The organism is Rhodanobacter sp. C03 (genome assembly GCF_002001175.1).
GTDB lineage: Bacteria > Pseudomonadota > Gammaproteobacteria > Xanthomonadales > Rhodanobacteraceae > Rhodanobacter.
In genome coordinates, this window is the sequence record NZ_MUNT01000001.1 from 1,016,851 (window position 1) to 1,040,627 (window position 23,777).

Below are 23,777 nucleotides of genomic sequence, written 5' to 3' on the forward strand. Positions count from 1 at the left end.
TATGGCGAACCAGAAGATTCGGATTCGGCTGAAAGCGTACGATCATCGTCTGATCGACCGCTCAGCCAGTGAGATCGTCGAGACGGCCAAGCGCACTGGCGCAACGGTACTCGGCCCGATTCCACTCCCGACGAAAATCGAGCGTTACACCATCCTGACGTCGCCGCACGTCGACAAGGATGCACGCGACCAGTACGAGACCCGTACTCACAAGCGTGTGCTCGACATCATCGACCCGAACGACAAAACCGTGGACGCGCTCATGAAGCTTGATCTCGCCGCTGGCGTCGATGTTCAGATCAAGCTCGGTTGAGCGACAGACAGGATACGAAGATGAGTATCGGATTGGTTGGCCGCAAATGCGGCATGAGCCGACTCTTCACTGAAGATGGCCGCTCGATTCCGGTGACGCTGATTGAAGCGACGCCGAACCGCGTGACCCAGTTGAAGACGGACGATAACGATGGCTACAGCGCCGTCCAGGTTTCCGCGGGCAGCAAGCGCGCGAACCTGCTGACGCAGCCGCTGAAAGGTCACTACGCGAAGGCCAAGGTTGAGCCGGGTCGTGGCTTGTGGGAATTCCGTGTGTCTGCCGACGATCTCGGCAAGTACACCGTGGGCAGCGAGATCAAGGCAGACGACGTGTTCACCGTCGGCCAGATTGTCGACGTTGCCGGCGTGTCGAAAGGCAAGGGCTTCCAGGGCACGATCAAGCGCTGGAACTTCAAGATGGGTGACGCTACCCACGGTAACTCGCTGTCGCATCGCGCGCCGGGTTCCATCGGTCAGCGTCAGACCCCGGGCCGCGTGTTCCCGGGCAAGAAGATGTCCGGTCACATGGGTGCGGTCAATCGCACGCAGCAGGGTCTGGAAGTGGTCAAGGTCGACGCCGAGCGTCATCTGATCGCGGTGAAGGGTGCGGTACCGGGTGCAACCGGTGGCGACGTCATCATCCGCCCGACGACGAAGAGCTGAGGAGAACGCCATGGAACTCAATGTTATTGGCGCCAAGTCGCTCAGCGTGTCGGACGAAGTGTTCGGCGGTGAGTACAAGAAGGCCCTGGTTCACCAGGTCGTGATCGCCTACCAGGCGGCCGGCCGTGCCGGTACCCAGTCGCAGCTGTCGCGCGGCGAGATGTCCGGTACCACCAAGAAATTCAAGAAGCAGAAGGGCGGCGGCGCCCGTCACGGTGATTACCGTGCACCGATCTTTGTCGGTGGTGGCCGCACCTTCGCGGCGAAGCCGCGCAGCTACGAGCAGAAGGTCAACCGCAAGGCCTACCGCGTCGCGATCCGTTCGATCTTTTCTGAACTGATTCGTCAGGATCGCCTGAAGGTTGTCGAGAGTTTCGACATCGAGACGCCGAAGACCTCCGCGATGGTGGCCAAGCTGGCCGAGCTGGAAGTGTCCGGTCGCGTGTTGCTGGTGTCGGAAGATGCCAACGAATCCGTGTTCCTGGCTGCGCGCAACATTCCTTATATCCATGTGCTGGATGTGATGGGCCTGAATCCGGTCAGCCTGGTCGGTTCCGACCATGTGGTGGTCACGGTTGACGCGGTGAAGAAGATCGAGGAGTGGCTGGCATGAACAACGAACGCATTCTCGATACGCTGCGCGCGCCGCACATCTCTGAGAAATCGGCGCGTCTGGCCGAGCATAACCAGTACGTATTCGTCGTTGCCCCCGCGGCAACCAAGGCCGATGTCCGCGCTGCCGTGGAGAAGTTGTTCGACGTCAAGGTCGAGCAGGTGAACCTCGTCAACACCAAGGGCAAGGTCAAAGCCTTTCGTCAACGCGCTGGCAGCCGCCAGGGCAAGCGCAAGGCCTATGTGCGTCTTGCCGATGGTCAAACCATCGACGTGTCCGCCAAGGCCTGAGCCAGGAGTTTTGTGAGATGGCATTAATCAACCACAAGCCGACCTCGCCCGGCCGTCGTGACGCGGTAAGCGTCCGTACGGAAGGTCTGCACAAGGGCGCGCCGTACGCGGCGTTGACCGAGTCGCAGTCCAAGACTGGCGGTCGTAATCATCATGGTCGCATCACGGTGCGTCATCGTGGCGGCGGTCACAAGCAGCAATACCGCATCATCGATTTCAAGCGTGACAAGGAAGGCATCGCCGCCCGCGTCGAGCGCATCGAATACGATCCGAACCGCACCGCGCACATCGCGCTGCTGTGCTACGCCGATGGCGAGCGTCGCTACATCATCGCGCCGAAGGGCGTGGCGGTGGACGATCGTCTGGTGTCCGGTCGCGATGCGCCGATCAAGGCTGGCAACTGCCTGCAGCTGCGCAATATCCCGATGGGTAGCACGATCCATTGCATCGAGCTGCGTCCGGGCAAGGGTGCGCAGATCGCCCGCAGCGCCGGTGCCTCGGTGCAGCTGGTGGCTCGCGAATCCGGTTACGCCACGCTGCGTTTGCGCTCCGGCGAGATGCGTCGCGTCTCGGTCGATTGCCGCGCCACGATTGGTGAAGTCGGCAACGGCGAGCACAGCCTGAAGAAGCTCGGCAAGGCTGGCGCGAAGCGCTGGCTGGGTATCCGCCCGACCGTTCGCGGTGTGGTGATGAACCCGGTCGACCATCCGCACGGTGGTGGCGAAGGCAAGACTTCAGGTGGTCGTCATCCGGTCAGCCCGTGGGGCACGCCGGCCAAGGGCTACAAGACCCGTAACAACAAGCGCACGCAGCAGTTCATCGTGCGTCGTCGTACGAAGTAACAGGAAACCGACATGCCTCGCTCTCTGAAGAAAGGTCCGTTCGTCGACCTTCACCTCGTAAAGAAGGTGGAAGCTGCGGTTTCCGCCAACAACAAGCGCCCGATCAAGACCTGGTCGCGTCGCTCGATGATCCTGCCGGAAATGGTCGGCTTGACCATCGCCATCCACAACGGCCGTCAGCACGTACCCGTCCTGATCAACGAGAACATGGTCGGGCACAAGCTCGGCGAGTTCGCGGTGACCCGTACGTTCAAGGGCCATGTCGGCGACAAGAAGGGTAAGTGATGAGCACCGAAGCCAAAGCGATCCTGCGTGGCGCCCGCATCTCGGCGCAAAAGGCACGCCTGGTGGCTGATCTGGTCCGCGGGCTTCCCGTGGGCCGGGCCAGCGACGTGCTGACCTACACCAACAAGAAGGCTGCGGTCCTTGTTCGCAAGGTGCTGCTGTCGGCCGTCGCCAACGCCGAGAACAATCTCGGTGCTGATGTCGACGAGCTGAAAGTATCCAGCATCTTCGTTGATGAAGGTCCGGCGATGAAACGCATGCACGCCCGCGCCAAAGGCCGCGGTTCGCGCATTCTCAAGCGCACCAGCCACATCACTGTGGTTGTTGGTAACTGACCGAGGATATAGACGATGGGTCATAAAGTTCATCCCACCGGTATCCGCCTCGGCATTGCCAAGGACTGGAACTCGAAGTGGTTCGCCAACAAGGGCGATTATGCAAAGTATCTCGTGGCCGACATCAAGGTCCGCGACATGCTCAAGAAGAAGCTGGCTGCCGCTGGCATCTCGAAGATCCAGATCGAGCGTCCGGCCAAGACCGCACGCGTGACGATCCACACCGCCCGTCCGGGCGTGGTGATCGGCAAGAAGGGCGAGGATATCGAGAAGCTGCGCAAGGAAGTCAGCGACATGATGGGCGTTCCGACGCACATCAACGTCAATGAAGTGCGCAAGCCTGAGCTGGACGCGCAGCTGGTGGCCGAGTCGATCGCGCAGCAGCTCGAGCGCCGCATCATGTTCCGCCGCGCGATGAAGCGCTCGGTCGGCAACGCGATGCGCCTGGGTGCGCTGGGCATCAAGATCAACGTCTCCGGTCGTCTGAATGGTGCCGAGATCGCCCGTTCCGAGTGGAGCCGCGAGGGTCGCGTGCCGCTGCATACGCTGCGTGCCGATATCGACTACGGCACCGCCGAAGCGAAAACCACCTACGGCATCATCGGCATCAAGGTGTGGATCTACAAGGGTGAGGTCTTCGATCTGGCGGCGGCATCGCAGGAGTCGAAGGACGAGCCGTCCTCGCAGCCGCGCCGTGAAGGTGGCGAAGGTCGTCGTAACGATTCGCGTCGCGAGGCCGGTGACGGCCGCCGCGAGCGGACTGCGAAGTAAGGAGAGTTGCCATGTTGCAACCCAAGCGAACCAAATACCGCAAGCAGTTCAAAGGCCGTAACGACGGTCTGGCCCAGTGCTCCAACCTCGTCAGCTTTGGCGAGTACGGCCTGAAGGCAACGACCCACGGTGCGCTCACCGCGCGCCAGATCGAAGCCGCCCGTCGTTGCATCACCCGTTTCGTCAAGCGTGGTGGCAAGCTGTGGATCCGCGTGTTCCCGGACAAGCCGATCACCAAGAAGCCGATCGAAGTGCGAATGGGCGCGGGCAAGGGCAGTGTCGAGTTCTGGGTCGCCCCGATCCAGCCCGGCCGCATGCTTTATGAAATCGAGGGCATCGACGAGGCAACGGCACGCGAGGCATTCCGCCTGGCCGCCGCCAAGCTCTCGGTGCAGACACAGTTTGTTACCCGGGCGGTGATGTGATGGCCACCAAAGATATCAATAACCAGTCGGCCGAAGAGCTGAACCAGCATCTGCTGGATCTGCGCAAGGAGCAGTTCAATCTGCGCATGCAGAAAGGCTCCGGCCAGCTCACTCAGCCGCACCAGCTTCGCCGCGTTCGGCGTGACATCGCCCGCACGAAGTTTGTGCTCGGCGGCAAGAAGTAAGGGACGGCCGACATGAGCGACAACCAGATTCAACAAGTAGAAAAGCAGACGCGTACCCTCGAAGGTCGCGTTACCAGCAACAAGATGGACAAGACGGTCACCGTACTGGTCGAGCGTCAGGTTCAGCACTGGCTGCTCGGCAAGATCATCCGCCGTTCGACCAAGCTGCATGCGCAGGACGACCTGGGTGCAAACGAGGGTGACCTCGTGCGTATCGCTGAGTGCCGTCCGTTGTCCAAGACCAAACATCACCGCGTGGTTGAAATCATCACGCGCGCCAAAGTCTAAGGGAGGGTGCAGCCATGATCCAGATGCAAAGCACGCTTTCCGCAGCGGACAACAGCGGCGCGAAGGAGCTGATGTGCATCAAGGTGCTCGGCGGCTCCAAGCGCCGTTACGCCGCGATCGGTGACGTCATCAAGGTCACCGTGAAGGATGCGATTCCGCGCGGCAAGGTAAAGAAGGGTGAGGTGTACAATGCCGTGGTGGTTCGTACCGCCAAGGGTGTGCGCCGTCCCGATGGCTCGCTGATCCGTTTCGACGGCAATGCAGCGGTCCTCCTCAACAACAAGCTCGAGCCGATCGGCACCCGTATTTTCGGACCGGTTACCCGCGAGCTGCGCAGCGAGAAGTTCATGAAGATCGTCTCGCTCGCGCCCGAAGTGCTCTGAGCGGAGATCACAAAATGAACCGTATCCGTAAGGGTGATCAGGTCCTCGTGATCACCGGCAAAAACAAGGGTCAGCGCGGCGATGTGCTGCGTGTTGCAGACGACCGTGTGTTCGTCTCCAACGTGAATCTGATCAAGCGTCACACCAAGCCGAATCCGCAGGCCAACCAGGCTGGCGGCATCGTCGAGCGTGAGGCCTCGATCCATCTCTCCAATGTGCAGCTGTTCAACCCCGCCACGAACAAGGGTGAACGCGTCGGCACCAAAACGCTCGAAGATGGGCGCAAGGTCCGCGTGTTCCGTTCGACTGGCGAGGTCGTGGACGCGTAAGGAACACGATCATGACGCGCCTTGAAAATTTTTATAAAGACCAGGTAGTAGCCAAGCTCACCGAGCAGTTCGGCTATCAGAATGTGATGCAGGTTCCCCGCATCACCAAGATCACGCTGAACATGGGCGTGGGCGAAGCTGCGGGCAACAAGAAAGTGCTCGAGAACGCCGTGGCCGACATGGCCAAGATCGCCGGCCAGAAGCCGATCACGACCAAGGCGCGCGTTTCCGTGGCCTCGTTCAAGATCCGTGATGGTTGGCCGATCGGCTGCAAGGTCACCTTGCGCCGCGCGCAGATGTGGGAATTCCTGGATCGCCTGATCAACATCTCGCTGCCGCGCGTCCGCGACTTCCGTGGTGTGTCGGCACGTGCCTTTGATGGCCGTGGCAACTACAACTTCGGTATCAAGGAACAGATCATCTTCCCTGAGATCGATTTCGATCAGGTCGATGCGCTGCGTGGCATGGATATCTCCATCACCACCACCGCGAAGACCGACGACGAGGCGAAGGCCTTGTTGACTGCATTCAGCTTCCCGTTCCGCAACTGATAGGCGCGTAATCCATGGCCAAGACATCAATGGTGAACCGCGATATCAAGCGGACCAAGCTCGTCCAGAAGTTCGCCGCCAAGCGCGCCGGCCTGAAGGCGATCGTGCTGAGCCCAGCTTCTTCGTATGAAGAGAAGATGGAAGCCCAGTCCAAGCTGCAGAAGCTGCCGCGCGACGCCAGCCCGTCACGTCAGCGCACCCGCTGCGCCTTGACCGGTCGGCCGCGTGCGGTTTACGCAAAGTTCGGCCTTGGCCGCAACAAGCTGCGTGAAGCGACCATGCGCGGCGACGTGCCTGGTCTGCGCAAGGCCAGCTGGTAATACCCGACACGGACCGGTTCGCGGAGTCGAGGCTTCGCGATCGGTTCACCCGGCGGCATGTTTGTGCCGCCGCTGATGCGACTACCGCATCGAGATTCGCTAAAATCTGGAAATGCTGATATAGTCGGCGGTCTGCGCAAGGCAGGCCGACGTTTTGTCGGCTCACAATCTGATTGATTTCCGGTTTTATCGGATATCGGTGCACTCTGAAGGATGTTTTCATGAGCATGACTGATCCCATCGCCGATCTGTTCACGCGTGTCCGCAATGCCCAGGCCATGGGCAAGCCGGCCGTGCGTATGCCGTCGTCGAAACTGAAGGTGGCGATCGCCGACCTTCTCAAGAACGAGGGCTACATCCTCGACGCCAAGACTTCCGCCGAGGAAGGCAAGCCGGTGCTCGAGATCAAGCTCAAGTATTTCGAGGGCCAGCCGGCCATCGAGACCATCTCCCGTGTCAGCCGCTCCGGCCTGCGTGTGTATCGCGGCAAGGACGAGCTGCCGAAGGTCCTCGGCGGCCTGGGTATCTCGATCATTTCGACTTCCGCCGGTCTGTTGACCGATGCGCAGGCCCGTGCCAAGGGTCTGGGCGGCGAAGTCATCGGCCAAGTGGCATAAGGAGTCTTTCGATGTCACGTGTAGCCAAGAAACCGATTTCCCTGCCGAAGGGTGTGGAGCTGACCGTCGCTGCCGACGCGATCTCCGTGAAGGGCCCGAAGGGCACCTTGTCCGTGCATCACCTGCCGGGCGTCACTGTCGCTGTGGACAATGGTGTTGCCACCATCAGCCTCGCTGAAGGCACCGACGACAAGTTCGGCGGTACCGCTCGCGCGCTGCTGGCCAACATGGTCACCGGCGTTTCCACCGGCTACGAGCGCAAGCTTGAGCTGGTCGGCGTGGGTTACCGCGTCGCCATGCAGGGCAAGTCGCTGAACCTGAGCTTGGGCTTCTCGCATCCGGTGGTATTCGAGGCGCCGGAAGGCATCAGCATCGAAACCCCGACGCAGACCGAAGTCCTGATCAAGGGCAACGACAAGCAGGTTGTGGGTCAGGTCGCGGCCAAGATTCGCGGCTTCCGTCCGCCGGAGCCCTACAAGGGTAAGGGCGTGCGCTATGCCGGTGAGAAGATCACGCTGAAGGAAGCCAAGAAGGCTTAAGTACGCAGTCCCTGCGTGTGGAAGCGGCCATTCATTGCCGCACTCCTCACAAGAGCTGCCAAATCAAGTCGATCCGCTTTCTGGAGATATCACGATGAACAAGAACGAAAATCGCCTGCGTCGCGCCAAGTCCACGCGCTGCCATATCCGCAAGCTGGCTGTTGCCCGCCTGTCGGTACACCGCACCGGTCAGCACATTTACGCACAGGTGTTCGATGCTTCCGGCGTGAACGTGGTGGCTGCGGCCTCCACCGTGCAGAAGTCGGTTGCCGAAGGCCTCAAGGGTACCAAGAACCTGACCGCTGCTGCTGCGGTGGGCAAGGCAGTTGCCGAACGTGCGATGGCGGCGGGTATCGAGTCGGTGGCGTTTGATCGCTCCGGCTTCCGCTTCCATGGCCGCATCAAGGCGCTGGCCGATGCCGCGCGTGAAGCGGGCCTCAAGTTCTAAAAGCGCTACCTGGGAATCAGGCAGGTCTTGATTCCCGTTGCTTCACCTACAACTCCAAGCGGCTCAGCCGCAAGTAAAGTCCTGGCCTAGCCGGGCACATGGAAAAGAACATGTCTTCTAACGATCGCGAAAATTCGGACGGCTTGCTCGAGAAGCTTATCGCCGTCAACCGCGTGGCCAAGACCGTCAAGGGTGGCCGCCAGATGAGCTTCACCGCACTGACCGTGGTCGGTGATGGCGAGGGCAAGGTCGGCTTCGGTTATGGCAAGGCGCGTGAAGTGCCGGTCGCCATCTCCAAGGCGATGGAGCGTGCCCGCCGCCAGATGGTGAACATCGAGCTGAACAACGGCACCCTGTGGTACGCCATCAAGGCCAACCACGGTGCAGCCCGCGTCTACATGCAGCCCGCTTCGGAAGGTACTGGCGTGATCGCCGGTGGCGCCATGCGCGCTGTGCTGGAAGTGGTCGGTGTCAAGAACGTGCTGGCCAAGGCCGTCGGTTCGCGCAACCCGATCAACCTGGTGCGCGCGACCATCAAGGGCCTGCAGGCGGTTGCCTCGCCCAAGAAGATCGCCGCCAAGCGTGGCAAGACCCTGGATGAGGTGCTCGGCAATGGCTAAGTCTCAACAAACTGCCGACAAGACCGTGCGCGTGCGCCTGGTCAAGGGCCTGCGCGGCGTGCAGGCGCGTCATCGCCTCAGCGTCAAGGCGCTGGGCCTGGGCAAGATCAACGATGTCCGCGACCTGAAGGACAGCCCGCAGGTGCGCGGTCTGATCAACACGGTCTATTACCTGGTCCGGGTCGAGGAGTAAGCATCATGCGTTTGAATACACTTAAGCCGAACGACGGCTCGCACAAGACGCGTCTGCGCGTTGGTCGTGGTATCGGTTCGGGCATGGGCAAGACGGCGGGCCGCGGACACAAGGGTCAGCACGCTCGCGCCGGTGGTACCCACAAGTTCGGTTTCGAAGGCGGTCAGATGCCGCTGAATCGTCGGATGCCGAAAGTCGGCTTCCGTTCGAAGAAGAAAGTCGAGAGCCAGGAAGTAATGCTGTATCAGCTGGCCAACCTCAAGGCTGACGTGATCGACGTCGTCGCGCTGCATCAGGCTGGCCTGATCAGCAGCCGCGCGAAGAAGGTCAAGGTCGTTCTCAAGGGTGAAATCGGTCGCGCGGTGAAGTTGTCGGGTCTGCTGGCTACCGCCGGCGCCAAGGCAGCCATCGAGGCGGCCGGCGGCAGCGTGGAGTAATCAGGTGGCAGCAGCCAAGGGCAATGCACTCGGCAAGCTCGGCAAACTGACCGAGCTGCGTCAGCGCATCTTCTTCGTGATCGGTGCGCTGGTGGTGTTCCGGCTGGGTTCGTTCATTCCGGTTCCGGGCGTCAATCCGGAGGCGATGACCAACCTGGTCAACGGCAACGGTCTGATGGACATGTTCAACATGTTCTCGGGTGGTGCACTGGCGCGCTTCTCGGTGTTCGCACTCGGCGTGATCCCGTACATCTCGGCGTCGATCGTGTTCCAGATGATGGGCTCGGTCGTGCCAAGCCTGCAGGGCTTGCGCAAGGAAGGCGAGGCCGGCAAGCGCAAGATGACGATGTATACGCGCTATGCCACGGTGGGTTTGGCCGCGTTCCAGTCGTTCGGTATTGCGGTGGCGTTGCAGAATCAGGTCGCCGCGGGTGGCGCGCCGGTGGTCTACACGCCAGGCTTCGGTTTCATCATGTCATCCGTGGTCGGACTGACCGCCGGCACGATGTTCCTGATGTGGCTGGGCGAGCAGATGACGGAGCGTGGCATCGGCAACGGCATTTCGCTGCTGATCTTCGCCGGTATCGTCGCCGGTCTGCCAGGTGCGGTGGTGCATACGTTGGGCATGGCCAACAACGGCGAGCTGTCGCTGATCAAGCTGCTGATGGTGTTTGGCTTGGTGATGCTGGTGACTGCTTTCGTGGTGTTCATGGAGCGTGCGCAGCGACGGATCACGGTGAACTACGCTCGGCGTTCGGGTGGGCAGAAGGCCTACATGAACCAGAGCTCGAGCTTGCCGCTGAAGATCAACATGGCGGGCGTGATCCCGCCGATCTTTGCCTCGAGCCTGCTGATGTTCCCGGCGACCGCGATCAGCTGGTTCAGCACCGGTCAGCAGTCGCGCTGGCTGCAGGATCTGACGCAGTCGCTGAGTCCAGGTAATCCGCTGTACTCGATCGTGTTTTCGGTATTGGTGATCGGTTTTGCGTTCTTCTATACGGCGATTGTGTTCAACGCCGATGAGACCGCCGACAACCTCAAGCGGTCGGGTGCGCTGATTCCGGGCATTCGTCCGGGTCGTGCCACGGCCAGTTACATCGATGCGGTGATGACCCGGCTTACCGGCGTCGGCGCGTTGTATCTGGTACTGGTGTGTCTGGTGCCATCGTTCATGCAGCAGGCCTGGCATGTGCCGTTCTATTTCGGTGGCACGTCGCTGCTGATCGTGGTGGTGGTGGTGATGGATTTCACGGCTCAGGTGCAGGCGCATCTGGTCAGTCACCAGTACGAGAGTCTGCTCAAGAAGGCCAATCTGCGTCGCAGCTGAGGCTGTCAACAGAGTGGTCATAGTCGGGGAGTCGCGGCACCGTGGTGTCGCAGGGCTTTCCAGTCAGGGTAATTCAGGTTAGAATTGCGCGTTTACCGCGCACGAAAAGCATCGGAGAAAGTACATCATGGCGCGCATCGCGGGTGTCAATTTGCCGGTCCAGAAGCATGTCTGGGTTGGTCTGCAGAGCATTTTCGGTATCGGCCGTAGCCGAGCCAAGAAGGTCTGCGTGGATGCTGGCGTGGTTCCCACCACCCAGATCAAGTCCCTCAGTGAAGGCGAGGTGGAGAAGATCCGCCACGAAATCGCCAAGTACACCGTCGAAGGCGATCTGCGCCGTGAGGTGGGTATGGCCATCAAGCGCCTGATGGACCTGGGTTGCTACCGTGGCCTGCGCCATCGTCGCGGCCTGCCGGTGCGCGGCCAGCGCACGCGTACCAACGCACGTACCCGCAAGGGTCCCCGTCGCGCGATCAAGAAGTAACGGATTCCGAATATGGCTAAGCCGGTCAAAACCAAGAAGAAGATCAAGCGCGTTGTCACGGATGCCGTGGCACACGTGCAGGCCTCCTTCAACAACACCATCGTCACCATCACCGATCGCCAGGGCAATGCCTTGTCGTGGGCTACTGCCGGCGGCGCCGGTTTCCGTGGCTCGCGCAAGTCGACCCCGTTCGCTGCGCAGGTGGCCGCCGAAAAGGCTGGCCGTGCTGCAGGCGACTACGGCGTGAAGACTGTCGAAGTGCGCATCAAGGGTCCAGGCCCGGGTCGCGAGTCGGCGGTGCGTTCACTGAACGCGTTGGGCTACAAGGTGCTCAACATCATCGACGTCACGCCGATTCCGCATAACGGCTGCCGTCCCCCCAAGAAGCGTCGAGTCTAAGGAGCATACCCATGGCCCGTTATCGTGGAGCTACCTGCAAACTCGCCCGTCGTGAGGGTGCAGATCTCAGCCTGAAGAGCCCGGCGCGTGCGCTGGATTCCAAGTGCAAGCTGGAAAACAAACCCGGTCAGCATGGCGCGAACAAGCGCATGCGCATGTCCGATTATGCCGTGCAGTTGCGTGAGAAGCAGAAGGTCAAGCGCATCTATGGTGTGCTCGAGCGTCAGTTCAGCAACTACTACGCCAAGGCGTCGACGACCAAGGGCAACACCGGTGAGAACCTGTTGCGCCTGCTCGAAAGCCGTCTGGACAACGTCGTCTATCGCATGGGCTTCGCGGTAACCCGCGCCCAGGCCCGCCAGCTGGTTGCCCACAAGGCAATCCTGGTCAATGGCAAGAAGGTGAACATTCCTTCGTACCAGGTACGGGCAGGCGACGCGATCGCGTTGACCGAGAAGGGTCGTGCCCAGTTGCGTGTGCAGGAAGCGGCGACCATTTTCGACACCATGGATCTGCGTCCGATCTGGGTCGAAGTCGACGCCAAGAAATTCGAAGGCACTTTCAAGTCGGTGCCGGATCGCGGTGACCTGCCGTCCGACATCAATGAAGCATTGATCGTCGAGCTTTACTCGAAGTAATCACCGGAGTTCTGCATGGCAGTTTCGTCAACTAGTGTGCTGCGGCCACGAGGCCTCAGCGTCGAACAGCTCGGAGCCAACCGCGCCAAGGTGGTGGTCGAGCCGCTCGAGCGTGGCTTCGGCCATACCCTGGGCAACGCGCTGCGTCGCGTACTGCTCTCCTCGATCCCTGGCAGCGCCATCGTCGAGGTTGAAATCGACGGCGTGCTGCACGAATACACCACCCTGGAAGGTCTGCAGGAGGACGTCATAGAAGTCCTGCTCAACCTCAAGGACGTGGCGATTCTTCAGCATACCGGCGATGAAGTCACCCTGACTTTGTCCAAGAAGGGCAAGGGCGTGGTCACGGCCGGCGACATCGTCGTCGATCATTCGGTTGAGATCATCAACCCCGATCACGTGATCTGTCATCTGACCAAGGATGTCGCGCTCAACATGCGTCTGAAGGTGCGTCGCGGCGTCGGCTACCAGCCGGCCAGCACGCGTCAGCATCCGGATGATGAGGCACGTCCGATCGGTCGCCTGCAGCTGGACGCGTCGTTCGCGCCGGTGTTGCGCGTGGCTTACGAAGTGGACGCGGCTCGTGTCGAACAGCGCACCAACCTCGACAAGCTGGTCCTCGATATCGAGACCAATGGCACGATCGGTGCGGAAGACGCAGTCCGCAAGGCTGCCGAGATCATCAACGATCAGCTGTCCGTGTTCGGTGATTTCTCGCGTCGCGAGAGCGCCACCGACAAGGCGGAGAAGAGCGGTTTCGATCCACTGTTGCTGCGCCCGATCGACGATCTGGAGCTCACCGTGCGTTCGGCGAACTGCCTGAAGGCCGAGAGCATCTACTACATCGGCGATCTGGTACAAAAGACCGAAGTCGAGCTGCTGAAGACGCCGAACCTGGGCAAGAAGTCGCTGACCGAAATCAAGGACGTGCTGGGCGGGCGTGGTCTCGCACTCGGCATGAAGCTTGAGAACTGGCCGCCGCCGGGCTTGTCCCACGGCATGCAGCTGGGTTGATGAGTTGTTTTTGCGATCACACATGATCGCAGCGGTATCGGCGCACTGGCGAGTTTGGGCATAGCTCTCTCGCCAGGTGCCAGAAGCGGCCATTCATGGCTGCACTTCTCATAAGAGCTCGTTCTTATAGAGCTCATAATAGCGGGCAACCGCGGAAAGTCGGACCTGAGTGCCGGCTTTTCATAACAACAGATAGAGAGTTATTGCCATGCGCCACCAAAAATCTGGACGCAAGCTCAACCGCACCAGCAGCCACCGCGAAGCGATGTTCAAGAACATGGCCTCGTCGCTGATCAAGCATGAGCTGATCCGTACCACCCTGCCCAAGGCGAAGGAACTTCGCCGTGTGGCCGAGCCGCTGATCACGCTCGCCAAGACCGACGGTGTTGCCAATCGCCGCCTCGCCTTCTCGCGCCTGCGCGACAAGGAAGCGGTCGGCAAGCTGTTCGTCGAGCTGGGCCCGCGTTACAGCGAGCGTCCCGGTGGCTACCTGCGCATCCTCAAGTGCGGCTTCCGTCCCGGCGACAATGCGCCGATGGCGTATGTCGAGCTGGTCGGTCGCCCGCAGGTCGAGGCAGTCGACGCCGAGTAAGCCGCCCGGGGTAACCCGATCGGACTGGCGTTCAGACGTCCATACACAAAAACCCGGCCGGGCAACCTGCCGGGTTTTTGCTTTTTGAGCGTGGCAGGCAGCCAATTTCGACCGAATGCCATCGACCTGCTGACAGCGCGCCGGCGAACAGGTAAGGTCGTTGTTCCGCAACGCAGCATGTGCCATGAATCCATTCCGCTGGTCCTACCGTGTCAGTTTTTTTCTCGGCTTCCTGATCTGCGTCGGCCTGCTCGGCTTCGCGCTGTATGCCGAATATCAACTGGGCATGATTCCTTGCCCGCTGTGCATCTTCCAGCGGATCGGCTTCATCGTGATGGCCGTGTTTTTTCTGCTGGGCGCGCTGTTTGCGCCGCGCGGTGGCACCCGCTGGGTATTCACCGGAGGGGCGTTGCTCGGAGCGATCTTCGGCATCGCCGTGGCCGCTCGGCATCTGTGGATCCAGACGCTGCCGGCTGACCAGATCCCGTCCTGCGGACCGCCGCTGGACTACATGTTCAGTGCGTTCCCGTTTGCCAAGGTGCTGCAACTGGTGTTTACCGGTTCCGGCGAATGCGCCAAGGTCGAACCGATCCTCGGCCTGCCGATGCCGGCTTGGAGCCTGCTGTGGTTCATCGTGCTGGCCGTGTTGGCGATCGTGGCCACGTGCCGCCGAACCCAGTCGAAGTGACTGCTGCTTCCACCGTGATCGAGACCGTACCGATGAATGCCGGTTTGCCCAGCGCCTCCGTTCCCACGCCGTGGGCTCCCGACTCATGGCAGCAGCATGAGGCGTTGCAGCAGCCGCAGTATGACGATGCCGTCGAGCTGGCGGCGGCCGGCGCCCAGCTCGCCAGGTTGCCACCCCTGGTGACGTCGTGGGAGGTGCTGGCGTTGAAGCAGGCGCTGGCCGAGGCGCAGGAGGGCCAGCGCTTCCTGTTGCAGGGCGGCGATTGTGCGGAGAGTTTCGCCGATTGCACCAGCCCGATCATTTCCAACCGGCTGAAAGTGCTGTTGCAGATGAGCCTGGTGCTGGTGCACGGGCTGAAGAAGCCGGTACTGCGCGTGGGCCGTTTTGCCGGCCAGTATGCGAAGCCGCGCTCGACTGACAGCGAGACTCGTGATGGACAGACGCTGCCCAGTTTTCGCGGTGACGTGGTCAATGGGCCCGAGTTCACCGTGGCCGCGCGTCGCCCCGATCCACAACGGCTGATCCAGGCGCACGCGCATTCGGCGCTGACCATGAACTTCGTGCGTGCACTGATCGACGGCGGCTTCGCCGATCTGCATCACCCGGAATACTGGGATCTGGCTTGGGTCGAGCATTCGCCGCTGGCTGCTGAATACAGGCAGATGGTCGCCGGCATCGGCGATTCGCTGCGCTTCATGGAGACATTGGCTGGCCCGATTGCCGGTTTCTCAAGGGTGGATTTCTTCACCTCGCACGAGGCCCTGCTGCTGCACTACGAGCAGGCGCTGACGCGACAGGTGCCGCGTCATCCCGGCTTTTTCAACCTGTCCACCCATTTCCCGTGGATCGGCATGCGCACGGCCGCGCTGGACGGCGCGCACGTGGAATATTTCCGCGGCATTCGCAACCCGATCGCGGTGAAGGTTGGACCGTCCGTAACGCCGGCGCAGCTGCTGCCGCTGATCGATGCGCTGAACCCGCAGGACGAACCGGGTCGTCTGACCCTGATCCATCGCATGGGCAATGCAAAGATCGCCGCCGCGTTGCCTCCGTTGCTGGAGGCAGTGAAGCACGAGGGTCGCCGCGTGCTGTGGGTAGCCGATCCGATGCACGGCAATACCGAGAGCACCTCGAACGGTTACAAGACGCGGCGCTTCGACAATATCCGCGGCGAACTGGATCAGGCGTTCGACATCCACGCCGCGGCAGGTACGCGGCTGGGTGGCGTGCATCTGGAGCTGACCGGCGAAGATGTCACCGAGTGCATGGGTGGCGCCCGTGACCTGTCCGAGACGGATCTCGACCGTGCCTACAAGTCGATGGTCGACCCGCGCCTCAATTACGAGCAGTCGCTGGAACTGGCGATGCTGATTGTGCGCAAGTCGGGCGGGATGGCCTGACGCGTATCGCTTGAAAGCGGGTCCGCTGCGAGCCTAACGCGCGGCGTGACCCTGCTGTTCTTTGACAAGGCGCGCTTCGAGCTTGAGACCAGCCGCGGCGGCATAAGCCTGGCAGGCATGCGGATCGATCAACGGATCCGGTTGCCGTCCTCGATTGCGTGCGGCCACCTTGTCCATGAAGTCGATGGCGTCCGGATGCGGGGCCATCAGGATATTGCAGGGCAACGCGGCAACCGTCGCGATGGAGCGACGGAAATCCTCCGCGCGATGCGTGTGTGTGGCGTCGTCGCTGAAACGGAAGCCGTTCGCACTGATGGCAGCAAGACTGTCGGCGTAAACCATGGACAGACAGCGACCCTGTTCACACGAACGCCAGGTCCACGACGTGCTGCCGGGAGTGTGTCCCGGCGTGTAGTGCGCCGTCAGGGTGATGTCGCCCACGCGTACTGTGCCTCCGTCGGCTACCACGCCGACATGGGCGACGGGCGGATAGAGCAAAGCCTCGCCGAATAGCGGATCTTCCGGATCGTTGCCGCCAGCCATCAAGGCGCGCGCACCCGCCGCACTGGCCCGCACCTGTGCGCCGCTGGCGCGTGCCAGTTCGGCGATGGCGCCCGCATGATCGGAATGCGCATGCGAGTTCAGAATCACGCGAACATCCTCGACGCGCAATCCGAGCGCGCGGATATTGGCTTCGATCAGTGGCGCATTACATTGCAGGGTGCCGTCGATCAGGATGCTTCCCTGTGACGAGGTGATCAGGATGGCACTGAGGCCCTCGGTGCCGACGTAGTACGTGTTGCCGTAAACCCGGAATGGCTTGTGCGGCTGGTGCCAACTGGGTTCTTCGGCATGGGCTGACAATGCGGTGATCGCAGCTAAGCCGATCAGCAGACGGCAGGCGGATCGTTTCATGCGGTTATCCATGCGAATGGCTCGTGGGTCGAGGAAAGCTGGTGGTGACGACGCGTGGCGCCATTTACGCCAACGACTTCCACAGTCTGTCCTGCCTACGGGGCCGAACAGGGCGACCCGCCGGTCACCCATGTGGCCGATTTGGGGAGATTTACGGACTGCCGGCGAGTTGCGACTTGCCTTCCACCGTGTCGAGAAACTGCGGAGGCTGCCATGCTTGGGCGTGCTGTTCGAAACCGTAGGCGATTGAGATCAGCGTGGGTTCGCTCCACTTCGCGCCGAACAGCACGATGCCGACCGGCAGGCCATGGGTCCAGCCGGCCGGCACGGTGATCGAGGGATAACCGGCCACCGCGGCGGGTTGTGAGGCGCCGCCGATGGTCGGGTCACCGCTGAGGATATGGTCGCCGAGGATTGGGTCGGTGACGAAGGCCGGCCCTTGTGACGGCGCCAGCAAGGCGTCCAGGTGATCCTTCGCCAGTGCCGCGTCGATGCCATCCGGGCCGGCCAGCTGCTTCGCCTTCGCCAGTGCATCGGTATAAGCCTTTTCCGAGAGCGGCCCTTTCGCCTCGGCCCGCTCGAACAGTTCCTGCGCGAACCAGTGCATCTCGCGTGCGGCCTCGCGCTGGTCGAATGCAATCAGGTCGGCCAGAGTCTTCACCTTCAAGCCGGTGCGGGTGGCGAGATAGGCGTTGATGTCGTGCTTGAAGTCGTACTGCAGCACCGTCGATTCCGCGGCACCCAATTCACTGAGATGGGGCAGCGCGACCGGGTCGACAATGATCGCGCCTTGCGCCTTCATGGTCGCGATCGCCTGCTCAAGCACGCGGTCAGCGTTCGGCTCGGCACCGGCCAGCTGACGCACCACGCCGATGCGCTTGCCCTTCAGGCCATTCGGGTCGAGGGAGTGGCTGTAGTCAACAGCATGTTTGTCGGCGTCGGCAGTGGCAGGGTCACGCGGGTCGCTACCGGCGATCACGCTCAGCAGCGCGGCGGCATCGGCCACGTTGCGTGCCAGCGGACCGGCGGTGTCCTGGTTGTGGCTGATCGGCACGATGCCGCTGCGGCTGACCAGCCCTAAGGTGGGTTTGATCCCGACGATGCCGTTCATCGAGGCCGGGCAGATGATCGAGCCGTCTGTTTCGGTGCCGATCGCCACCGTGACGAGTCCGGCCGCCACGGCTGCCGCCGAGCCTGCACTCGAGCCGCAGGGGTTGCGGTCGAGTGCGTAAGGATTGCGTGTCTGTCCGCCGACTCCGCTCCAGCCACTGCTGGCATTGCTGGAACGGTAATTGGCCCATTCACTGAGATTGGTCTTGCCCAGGATCAGCGCGCCGGACTTGCGCAGGCGTTCCACCAGTGCGGCGTCGTGCGGTGCCGGCGCATCCGTGAGCGCAAGCGAGCCGGCCGTGGTGAGCATGCGATCGCCAGTGTCGACATTGTCCTTGAGCAGCACCGGAATGCCGTACAGCGGACTGCGTGTCTTGCCACGGCGTGCCGCGTCGAGCGCAGCGGCAAGCTGCAGTGCGTCGGGGTTCGTCTCGAGCACCGCATGCAGGGCAGGGCCTGACTGATCGATCTGCCGGATGCGTTCGAGAAATTGTCGGGTCAGCTTACGGCTGTCGAGTGTGCCCGCGTCCATGCGCTGCTGCAGCTGCGCGATCGAGGCGTAGGCTGTCGTCGGTGGCGCGGGATCGGCGGCGCTGGCCGGGGCAGCGAGCAGGGCAGTGAAGAGTGCGGCTAAACAGACGGCTGGACGGCTCACGGTAACCCCCGGGTTCGACGAATGCGGCATGTTGTCGCGAGGCGCCAGCTTAGCGCCATGCGTGACCGATCATCAGCTGCCGCGCGCGTACAATCGCACGATGAACACAAATGCCAGCCTGCGTCCTGCCAAGTCGTTCGGTACCGCGGCCCTGCTTGTGGCCGCCATGTTGTTCGGCGCTCCTCTGCGCGCCGCCGATGCACCACCGACACATCCAACACCTCCGGACACCTTGCAGCAGCGTATTGCCGCCTGCACCACCTGCCATGGCGTGCATGGCGAAGGCACGCCGGGCAGCGGCTATTTCCCGCGTCTGGCCGGCAAGCCAGCCGCCTATCTGGCGCGGCAGATGCAGGATTTCCAGAACGGCCTGCGCAAGTACGCGCCGATGGAATACACCGTGCGCCAGCTGAGCCCGGCCTACATGCAGGAGATTGCCGAATACTTCGCGGCGCAGCAGGTGCCGTACAGCCGCTCGCCGCTGCCGCCGGTTTCCGCGGCGACGTTGCAGCGCGGCGAACAACTGGTCAGCAAGGGCGATCCCGCGAACAAGATTCCCGCCTGCGCCAGTTGCCACGGCAGCCAGCTGACCGGCGTGCAGCCGTCCACGCCGGGGCTGGTCGGCCTGCCGTATGACTACCTCAGCGCGCAGCTGGGTTCCTGGCGCACGCATACCCGCGGCACCGTGGCGCCGGACTGCATGGCGGTGGTGGCGAATCGGCTAAGTGATTCGGATATCACCGCGGTGGCGGCAGCGCTGGCCAGTCGCCAGCCGCCGGCCGACACGCATGCACAGGCCGCCGGCTCGGTGACGCCGCCGTTGCCGTGCGGTGTCCTGGGCGCGACGGGAGACGGCTCATGAAATGGCTGCTTCGGCTGTTGCTGTTGATCGCGGTGCTGGTCGTGCTGCTGCTGGGCTGGCTGTTTTTCGGTGGCGCTCAGCGGCCGACATCACCGGCGATGAGCAAGGTGACTGCGGCAACGCTGCACGATGCTGACTTGATCGCGCGTGGCAAGTATTTGGTTACGGTCGGCGACTGCGCCGGCTGCCATACCGCGCAGGGTGGCGCCGCGTTTGCCGGAGGCCGTTCGCTGGCCACGCCGTTCGGCAATATCCCGGTGCCCAACATCACGCCGGATCGCGAGACCGGTCTGGGCAACTGGAGCTTCGAGGATTTCTGGCAGGCGCTGCATGCCGGCAAGGGCCGGCACGGCGAACTGCTGTACCCGGCGTTCTCGTACACCTCGTACACCAGGGTGACACATGACGATGCGCTGGCGATGTTCGCCTACCTGCAGTCGCTGCCGCCGGTGCATCGACCGGCCACCGCGTCGACGCTGGAGTTTCCGTACAGCGTGCGCAACAGCCTCGCTGCATGGCGCGCGCTGTACTTCAAGGAGGGCGTGTTCAAGCCCGATCCGGCGCAGTCGGCGCAATGGAATCGCGGCGCCTACCTGGTGCAGGGGCTGGGTCATTGCAACGAATGCCATGCGGCGCGCGACTCGCTCGGCGGCACGCCGCAGGACGTGCATCTGACCGGTGGCCAGATCCCGCAGCAGAACTGGTACGCGCCGGATCTGAGCACGCGACAGAACGGTGGCCTGCGGGGCTGGAGCGAACAGGACATCGTCGACCTGCTGAAAACCGGCCAGTCATCGAAGGGCGCCGCGTTCGGCCCGATGGCCGACGTGGTGACGACCAGCACCCAGCACATGAGTGACGACGACCTGCACGCGGTGGCGACCTATCTGGGTTCCTTGCCGGCGCGAGCAGCCGCACCGGAGGAGCCGTCAGCGTTCAACGCCAAGGCGCTGGTGGCGCAGGGCGAGAAGGTCTACACGCAGCGTTGCGCGGATTGTCACGGCAAGGACGGCAACGGCGTCGCCGGCGTCTATCCGCCGCTCAACGGCAATTCATCGGTCACCGAGCCGAGCGGCATCAACGCCACTCGCGCCGTGTTGCTGGGCGGCTTCGCGCCGCTGACGGCGGCCAATCCACGACCGTATTCGATGCCGCCGTTCGCGCAACAATTGAGTGACGCGGACGTGGCTGCCGTCGTCAGCTATATCCGCGGCTCATGGACGAACAAGGCACCGGCGGTGCTGGAACGTGATGTCAGCAAGTATCGGCAGACGCCGATTGATTGAGGGTGTGCTTGAGGGCGGAGCATTTTTGGAATAGCCGCTTCGAAAGCAGTCGTTTGTGTTGTCCAGCTTACGACAGTAACGAAAAGATCAAAGCTTGCTGATGCAGTCAGACAGCATTTCCCAAGGAAGAAAATCCCAATGCCCGCGCGCCTGTCCGGAAGGCGACGGCAGCACGAATAGCTGTGTGCTACCGATGGCTTCGGTCTGCAAACCATAGTGGACGGCACGGCCCAGCGCCGCACGCGCCGCATTCTTGCTGGTGAATGCGAGCATTCGCGGCTGGTAGCGCTCGATCTTGGTGATCAGGGCCGCCATATCGAACGCATCGCGCGGCAGTTCGTCATCGTTGCCGCTGTGACGCTTGGCCAGATCGGTGAGTCCGATGCCGTATTCGAGCAGATTGGGAAACTCCGACGGTGTGAGCTGACGCGGAGTCAGCCCGGCTTCGTACAGCGCGCGCCAGAACAGGTTGCCGGGATGGGCGTAGTAGGCGCGTTCCGCCGCCGAGCGCTTGCCCGCGGCGGTGCCGCAGAACACCAACTGCAGACCCGGCCGAAGCACGTCGGGCAGGATATGGCCCTCAGCTTTTCGCGGCATCGCGGTCGAGCCGGTTGTCATCGAGCAGGAAATCGGTGAACTGGAAACGCCCGTCGCGCAGCACCGATTCGCCGCGGCGCAGTTTGAGCGGCTGGCGGAAGAGCGGGCCGCCGTAACTCAAAGTGTGGAATTCGCCGCGTTCCCCGCAAGGATCGACGCCGGCCGGCAGCATGTCGAGCAGGGCGGCATCGTAGGCGCGGCCGCAATAGTCGGCGTCGAGCTGCTGGGTATCCACGCAGCACAACAAGGCGCGATGACCTTCGCTGACGAAGCGCCGCGACAGCGCGGCGGTGTCCTCACCCCATAGCGGAAACACCGCGCGCCAGTTCTCGCGACCGAGCTGGCGCACGCGATAGTCGCGCACATCCTCCAGGAACAGGTCGCCGAACGCGCAATGGCGGATGCCGGGCCAGCGCATGCGCGCCTCGACCAGCCCCTGCGCATGGGCTTGCTCGTAGGCTTCGTTGCTGCCCGGCCAGTCCAGCATGACCTCGACCAGCGGCAGGCCGAGCGCAGCCGTCTGCGCCAGCAGTACCTCGCGCTGCACGCCGTGCATCGCCACGCGCGCGTAGTTGCGATTGACCGTGGTGAGCAGGCCGACTACCTGCCATTGCGGATCGGCAAGCAGACGCTGCAGTGCCAGCAGGCAGTCCTTGCCACCGCTCCAGGCCAGCAGTATCGGCGTGGTCATGATTCCTGAACTCCCGGGTTTTCGATGGACCGCGATAGAGCGGTCGCCGCGCAACAGCCTGCGTGCAGACAGCTTATTTTGCGGCATCAGGGACGGGAATGCTGATTCGCTGTCATGGTTCATCGACAGCCTGTGGCTGCAGCCGCTATAAAGATGACTTGTCCGGGGGAGTATGCGGTGAGTGAAGAAATACTGATCAACGTGACCCCACGCGAGACACGGGTCGGGGTGGTCGAGAACGGCATGTTGCAGGAGGTTCACGTCGAGCGGGCCTCCAAGCGCGGTTATGTCGGCAATGTGTACAAGGGCCGGGTGCAGCGGGTAATGCCCGGCATGCAGGCGGTGTTCGTCGAGATCGGGCTGGAGCGGGCGGCGTTCCTGCACGCCTCGGACATCGTGCGGCCCGCACCGGCGGCCAGCGCCGAAGGCGTGGAATCGAACGGCAACGGTAACGGGCACATCCCATCGATCAGCGAACTGGTGCACGAAGGTCAGGAGATCGTGGTGCAGGTGGTGAAGGATCCGATCAGCACCAAGGGTGCGCGGCTGTCGGCACATTTGTCGATCCCCTCGCGCTACCTGGTGCTGTTGCCGTATGCGCGCACGCTGGGTATTTCCGCGCGCATCGAGGACGAGACCGAACGCCAGCGGTTGCGCGACGTGCTGACCCCGCTGATCGGTGAGAACCCATTGGGCTACATCGTGCGCACCAATGCCGAGGGCCAGAGCGCCGAGTCGCTGGCGTTCGACGTGGCTTACCTCACCAAGGTGTGGCGGGTGGTGCAGGAGAACATCGCCAAGGCGAAGATGGGCGAGCGCGTTTACGAGGAGTTGTCGCTGCCGCTGCGCAGCCTGCGCGACATGCTCAACGACGACATCGAGAAGGTGCGGGTGGATTCGCGCGACACCTTCGAGAAGGTGACCAAGTTCGTGCACAAGTTCATGCCGAGCCTGGACGACCGCATCGAGCACTACGACGGCGAGCGGCCAATCTTCGACCTGTACGGGGTCGAGGACGAGATGCAGCGGGCGTTGAAAAAGGAGGTGCCGCTGAAATCCGGCGGCTACCTGATCGTCGACCAGACCGAGGCGATGACCACGATCGACGTCAATACCGGCGCCTATCTCGGTTCGCGCAACCTGGAGGAAACCGTCTACCGCACCAACCTGGAGGCGGCGCAGGCGGCGGCCCGCCAGCTGCGGCTGCGCAACCTGGGCGGCATCATCATCATCGACTTCATCGACATGAACGATGAGGAGCACAAGCGTCAGGTGCTGCGCATGCTGGGCAAGGGCCTGGCGCGCGACCACGCCAAGACCACGGTATACCCGATGTCGGCGCTGGGTCTGGTCGAAATGACCCGTAAGCGCACCACCGAGAGCCTGGCGCGGCAGTTGTGCGAACCGTGCCCGGCCTGCAACGGCCGCGGCGTGCTGAAGACCGCCGAAACGGTGACTTACGAGATCTTCCGCGAGATCACCCGCGCGGTACGCCAGTTCAATGCCCAGCAGCTGCTGGTGATGGCGAACCCGCTGGTGGTCAACCGCATCCTGGAGGAAGAGTCCACCGCGGTGGCCGAACTGGAAGAGTTCATCTCCAAAAGCATACGATTTCAAGCTGAAGAACATTATTCGCAGGAACAGTTTGATGTCGTCTTGCTGTAAATCCCGCC

At 62.4% G+C, this 23,777-nt stretch carries 36 protein-coding genes; 32 read left to right on the forward strand and 4 right to left on the reverse strand.

Going from position 1 to position 23,777, the window contains the following annotated elements:
* Position 1: 1 nt before the first annotated feature.
* The 29 genes from rpsJ to B0E48_RS04400 all read left to right on the forward strand — a co-directional run bounded on the left by rpsJ (position 2) and on the right by B0E48_RS04400 (position 15,988).
* A complete protein-coding gene (rpsJ, locus tag B0E48_RS04260; protein ID WP_068095401.1) occupies positions 2-313 on the forward strand; it encodes a 30S ribosomal protein S10 in 312 nt (103 codons plus the stop codon).
* Positions 314-333: 20 nt separating this feature from the next.
* Positions 334-975, forward strand: a complete 642-nt coding sequence (rplC, locus tag B0E48_RS04265; RefSeq protein WP_077442333.1) for a 50S ribosomal protein L3 — start codon at positions 334-336, stop codon at positions 973-975.
* Positions 976-985: 10 nt separating this feature from the next.
* Complete coding sequence (rplD, locus tag B0E48_RS04270; RefSeq protein WP_077516227.1) at positions 986-1,588, forward strand: 50S ribosomal protein L4; 603 nt, start codon at positions 986-988, stop codon at positions 1,586-1,588.
* The gene (gene rplW / locus B0E48_RS04275) at positions 1,585-1,878 is read left to right on the forward strand and encodes a 50S ribosomal protein L23 (protein WP_056386840.1); all 294 of its coding nucleotides are present in this window, start codon (positions 1,585-1,587) and stop codon (positions 1,876-1,878) included. Before rplD ends, rplW begins: the two co-directional genes overlap by 4 nt.
* Positions 1,879-1,895: 17 nt before the next feature.
* Entirely contained in the window at positions 1,896-2,720 is an 825-nt protein-coding gene (gene rplB, locus B0E48_RS04280; protein WP_077516229.1) for a 50S ribosomal protein L2, read from the forward strand.
* A gap of 12 nt (positions 2,721-2,732) precedes the next feature.
* Complete coding sequence (gene rpsS, locus B0E48_RS04285; RefSeq protein ID WP_007082178.1) at positions 2,733-3,005, forward strand: 30S ribosomal protein S19; 273 nt, start codon at positions 2,733-2,735, stop codon at positions 3,003-3,005.
* Entirely contained in the window at positions 3,005-3,340 is a 336-nt protein-coding gene (rplV, locus tag B0E48_RS04290) for a 50S ribosomal protein L22 (protein ID WP_077516231.1), read from the forward strand. The genes rpsS and rplV overlap by 1 nt, the downstream gene beginning before the upstream one ends.
* Before the next feature lie 15 nt (positions 3,341-3,355).
* On the forward strand, positions 3,356-4,111 hold the full coding sequence (gene rpsC, locus B0E48_RS04295) for a 30S ribosomal protein S3 (protein ID WP_077516233.1): 756 nt from the start codon (positions 3,356-3,358) through the stop codon (positions 4,109-4,111).
* An 11-nt stretch (positions 4,112-4,122) separates the two neighbouring features.
* A complete protein-coding gene (gene rplP, locus B0E48_RS04300; protein WP_077516235.1) occupies positions 4,123-4,536 on the forward strand; it encodes a 50S ribosomal protein L16 in 414 nt (137 codons plus the stop codon).
* Positions 4,536-4,721 (forward strand): 50S ribosomal protein L29, encoded by a 186-nt coding sequence (gene rpmC / locus B0E48_RS04305; protein ID WP_077445199.1) that lies wholly within the window; start codon positions 4,536-4,538, stop codon positions 4,719-4,721. The genes rplP and rpmC overlap by 1 nt, the downstream gene beginning before the upstream one ends.
* Positions 4,722-4,733: 12 nt before the next feature.
* Positions 4,734-5,009 carry a 30S ribosomal protein S17 gene (gene rpsQ, locus B0E48_RS04310; RefSeq protein WP_077516237.1) on the forward strand — a complete coding sequence of 92 codons (276 nt, stop codon included), beginning with the start codon at positions 4,734-4,736 and terminating at the stop codon, positions 5,007-5,009.
* Between the two features lie 14 nt (positions 5,010-5,023).
* A complete protein-coding gene (gene rplN / locus B0E48_RS04315) occupies positions 5,024-5,392 on the forward strand; it encodes a 50S ribosomal protein L14 (RefSeq protein WP_007513359.1) in 369 nt (122 codons plus the stop codon).
* Between the two features lie 14 nt (positions 5,393-5,406).
* Complete coding sequence (rplX, locus tag B0E48_RS04320) at positions 5,407-5,721, forward strand: 50S ribosomal protein L24 (RefSeq protein WP_077516239.1); 315 nt, start codon at positions 5,407-5,409, stop codon at positions 5,719-5,721.
* An 8-nt stretch (positions 5,722-5,729) separates the two neighbouring features.
* Positions 5,730-6,272, forward strand: coding sequence for a 50S ribosomal protein L5 (rplE, locus tag B0E48_RS04325; RefSeq protein ID WP_174566715.1), 543 nt, complete (start codon positions 5,730-5,732; stop codon positions 6,270-6,272).
* Between the two features lie 14 nt (positions 6,273-6,286).
* Entirely contained in the window at positions 6,287-6,592 is a 306-nt protein-coding gene (gene rpsN, locus B0E48_RS04330) for a 30S ribosomal protein S14 (RefSeq protein WP_077516242.1), read from the forward strand.
* Between the two features lie 221 nt (positions 6,593-6,813).
* Positions 6,814-7,209, forward strand: a complete 396-nt coding sequence (gene rpsH / locus B0E48_RS04335; protein ID WP_077516244.1) for a 30S ribosomal protein S8 — start codon at positions 6,814-6,816, stop codon at positions 7,207-7,209.
* Positions 7,210-7,220: 11 nt separating this feature from the next.
* On the forward strand, positions 7,221-7,748 hold the full coding sequence (gene rplF / locus B0E48_RS04340) for a 50S ribosomal protein L6 (protein WP_077516245.1): 528 nt from the start codon (positions 7,221-7,223) through the stop codon (positions 7,746-7,748).
* A gap of 88 nt (positions 7,749-7,836) precedes the next feature.
* Entirely contained in the window at positions 7,837-8,196 is a 360-nt protein-coding gene (gene rplR, locus B0E48_RS04345) for a 50S ribosomal protein L18 (RefSeq protein ID WP_174566716.1), read from the forward strand.
* A gap of 110 nt (positions 8,197-8,306) precedes the next feature.
* The gene (rpsE, locus tag B0E48_RS04350; RefSeq protein WP_077442651.1) at positions 8,307-8,816 is read left to right on the forward strand and encodes a 30S ribosomal protein S5; all 510 of its coding nucleotides are present in this window, start codon (positions 8,307-8,309) and stop codon (positions 8,814-8,816) included.
* Positions 8,809-9,009 (forward strand): 50S ribosomal protein L30, encoded by a 201-nt coding sequence (gene rpmD, locus B0E48_RS04355; protein WP_077516247.1) that lies wholly within the window; start codon positions 8,809-8,811, stop codon positions 9,007-9,009. The genes rpsE and rpmD overlap by 8 nt, the downstream gene beginning before the upstream one ends.
* A 5-nt stretch (positions 9,010-9,014) precedes the next feature.
* The gene (rplO, locus tag B0E48_RS04360) at positions 9,015-9,446 is read left to right on the forward strand and encodes a 50S ribosomal protein L15 (protein ID WP_077516248.1); all 432 of its coding nucleotides are present in this window, start codon (positions 9,015-9,017) and stop codon (positions 9,444-9,446) included.
* A gap of 4 nt (positions 9,447-9,450) precedes the next feature.
* Positions 9,451-10,773 (forward strand): preprotein translocase subunit SecY, encoded by a 1,323-nt coding sequence (gene secY, locus B0E48_RS04365; protein ID WP_077516249.1) that lies wholly within the window; start codon positions 9,451-9,453, stop codon positions 10,771-10,773.
* Positions 10,774-10,900: 127 nt separating this feature from the next.
* Positions 10,901-11,257: a 30S ribosomal protein S13 gene (gene rpsM / locus B0E48_RS04370; protein WP_077445190.1), complete on the forward strand. Its 357-nt coding sequence runs from the start codon at positions 10,901-10,903 to the stop codon at positions 11,255-11,257.
* A 12-nt stretch (positions 11,258-11,269) separates the two neighbouring features.
* Positions 11,270-11,656: a 30S ribosomal protein S11 gene (gene rpsK / locus B0E48_RS04375; protein WP_007513384.1), complete on the forward strand. Its 387-nt coding sequence runs from the start codon at positions 11,270-11,272 to the stop codon at positions 11,654-11,656.
* A gap of 11 nt (positions 11,657-11,667) precedes the next feature.
* A complete protein-coding gene (gene rpsD / locus B0E48_RS04380; RefSeq protein ID WP_077516251.1) occupies positions 11,668-12,294 on the forward strand; it encodes a 30S ribosomal protein S4 in 627 nt (208 codons plus the stop codon).
* A 15-nt stretch (positions 12,295-12,309) separates the two neighbouring features.
* A complete protein-coding gene (gene rpoA / locus B0E48_RS04385; protein ID WP_077516253.1) occupies positions 12,310-13,308 on the forward strand; it encodes a DNA-directed RNA polymerase subunit alpha in 999 nt (332 codons plus the stop codon).
* A gap of 208 nt (positions 13,309-13,516) precedes the next feature.
* Positions 13,517-13,900 carry a 50S ribosomal protein L17 gene (rplQ, locus tag B0E48_RS04390; protein WP_077442351.1) on the forward strand — a complete coding sequence of 128 codons (384 nt, stop codon included), beginning with the start codon at positions 13,517-13,519 and terminating at the stop codon, positions 13,898-13,900.
* A gap of 184 nt (positions 13,901-14,084) precedes the next feature.
* A complete protein-coding gene (locus B0E48_RS04395) occupies positions 14,085-14,588 on the forward strand; it encodes a disulfide bond formation protein B (RefSeq protein WP_077516255.1) in 504 nt (167 codons plus the stop codon).
* A gap of 32 nt (positions 14,589-14,620) precedes the next feature.
* The gene (locus B0E48_RS04400; protein ID WP_077516976.1) at positions 14,621-15,988 is read left to right on the forward strand and encodes a 3-deoxy-7-phosphoheptulonate synthase class II; all 1,368 of its coding nucleotides are present in this window, start codon (positions 14,621-14,623) and stop codon (positions 15,986-15,988) included.
* Positions 15,989-16,021: 33 nt separating this feature from the next.
* On the opposite strand, the gene bla is transcribed toward B0E48_RS04400, so the two are convergent.
* Entirely contained in the window at positions 16,022-16,903 is an 882-nt protein-coding gene (bla, locus tag B0E48_RS04405) for a subclass B3 metallo-beta-lactamase (protein ID WP_077516257.1), read from the reverse strand.
* A 151-nt stretch (positions 16,904-17,054) separates the two neighbouring features.
* Positions 17,055-18,668, reverse strand: a complete 1,614-nt coding sequence (locus B0E48_RS04410; RefSeq protein ID WP_139350141.1) for an amidase — start codon at positions 18,666-18,668, stop codon at positions 17,055-17,057.
* Between the two features lie 100 nt (positions 18,669-18,768).
* Here B0E48_RS04410 and B0E48_RS04415 point away from each other — a divergent pair, with 100 nt between their 5' ends.
* Positions 18,769-19,530 carry a c-type cytochrome gene (locus B0E48_RS04415; RefSeq protein ID WP_077516978.1) on the forward strand — a complete coding sequence of 254 codons (762 nt, stop codon included), beginning with the start codon at positions 18,769-18,771 and terminating at the stop codon, positions 19,528-19,530.
* A complete protein-coding gene (locus B0E48_RS04420) occupies positions 19,527-20,816 on the forward strand; it encodes a cytochrome c (RefSeq protein WP_077516261.1) in 1,290 nt (429 codons plus the stop codon). The genes B0E48_RS04415 and B0E48_RS04420 overlap by 4 nt, the downstream gene beginning before the upstream one ends.
* An 87-nt stretch (positions 20,817-20,903) precedes the next feature.
* Here B0E48_RS04420 and B0E48_RS04425 read toward each other — a convergent pair whose 3' ends face one another.
* A complete protein-coding gene (locus B0E48_RS04425) occupies positions 20,904-21,413 on the reverse strand; it encodes a mismatch-specific DNA-glycosylase (protein ID WP_077516263.1) in 510 nt (169 codons plus the stop codon).
* Positions 21,397-22,104: an ATP-binding protein gene (locus B0E48_RS04430; RefSeq protein WP_077516265.1), complete on the reverse strand. Its 708-nt coding sequence runs from the start codon at positions 22,102-22,104 to the stop codon at positions 21,397-21,399. The genes B0E48_RS04425 and B0E48_RS04430 overlap by 17 nt, the downstream gene beginning before the upstream one ends.
* Before the next feature lie 177 nt (positions 22,105-22,281).
* On the opposite strand from B0E48_RS04430, the gene rng reads away from it, so the two are divergent.
* Complete coding sequence (gene rng / locus B0E48_RS04435; protein WP_077516267.1) at positions 22,282-23,769, forward strand: ribonuclease G; 1,488 nt, start codon at positions 22,282-22,284, stop codon at positions 23,767-23,769.
* The last annotated feature ends 8 nt before the right edge of the window (positions 23,770-23,777 follow it).